The 295-nt window shown below is 66.8% G+C and carries 1 protein-coding gene; it reads right to left on the bottom strand.

The features are described 5' to 3' along the window. On the bottom strand, positions 1-295 hold a 295-nt coding region (locus tag OZ671_RS31925), incomplete at both ends, for a porin (RefSeq protein WP_268864430.1).

Below are 295 nucleotides of genomic sequence, written 5' to 3'. Positions count from 1 at the left end.
CGACTGGCCGGCGCCCGAGTTGACGAGGCCCTGCGAGGAGAAGGAGCCGTCGAAGACGCCGCGATAGGCCGAGAACTGGCCGAAGGCGCGGAGCAGGCCGTACTCGGTGTTCGAGCGGGCGTCGAGGTTCAGCGTCAGACGCGCCGAGGTCGAGTAGTACTGATCGAAGTAGGAGGTGCCGAGCACCTGCGAGCCGGGGACGGCAGTGTTCGCATTGAAGCGATTGCCCGGGCTCGAGTTGACGATGAAGTCGGCGCGGACGAAGCCGCCGATGCGCAGGCAGGTATCGGTGCCT

This window comes from Phreatobacter sp. AB_2022a (assembly GCF_026847585.1).
Lineage (GTDB): Bacteria > Pseudomonadota > Alphaproteobacteria > Rhizobiales > Phreatobacteraceae > Phreatobacter.
This window is presented reverse-complemented; position numbering and strand designations above follow the sequence as displayed.